This is a genomic window from Bradyrhizobium sp. Kon56, from assembly GCF_055807635.1.
Window position 1 is genome coordinate 1 of the sequence record NZ_JBVVOU010000448.1, and the last position, 266, is coordinate 266.

Annotated in this window: 1 protein-coding gene; it reads left to right on the forward strand. The window is 62.4% G+C overall.

The genetic code is table 11. The annotated features are described in order from the left end of the window. Window positions 1–19 precede the first annotated feature (19 nt). Window positions 20–266, forward strand: a 247-nt coding sequence (locus AC0L3B_RS39620) for an aminotransferase class I/II-fold pyridoxal phosphate-dependent enzyme (protein WP_473383301.1), incomplete at its 3' end; no start/stop codon positions are given.

Genomic DNA, 266 nt, shown 5'->3' on the forward strand with positions numbered 1-266 from the left:
GTACACGCCGACGCCAGGCGTGAAGGCCTTGCGCGTTGCGGTGCAGCGTAAGTTGGCCGAAGAGAATCACCTCGACTATCCGCTGGCATCGATCGTGATCGCCAACGGCGCCAAGCAGATCATCTTCAATGCCTTTGCCGCCACGCTGGATGACGGCGACGAAGTGCTGGTGCCGACGCCTTACTGGCCATCGTTCCCGGACAGCGTGCGCTTCAACGGCGGCGAGCCGGTGTTTATCGAGTGTGGATTGGGGCAGGGCTGCAAGC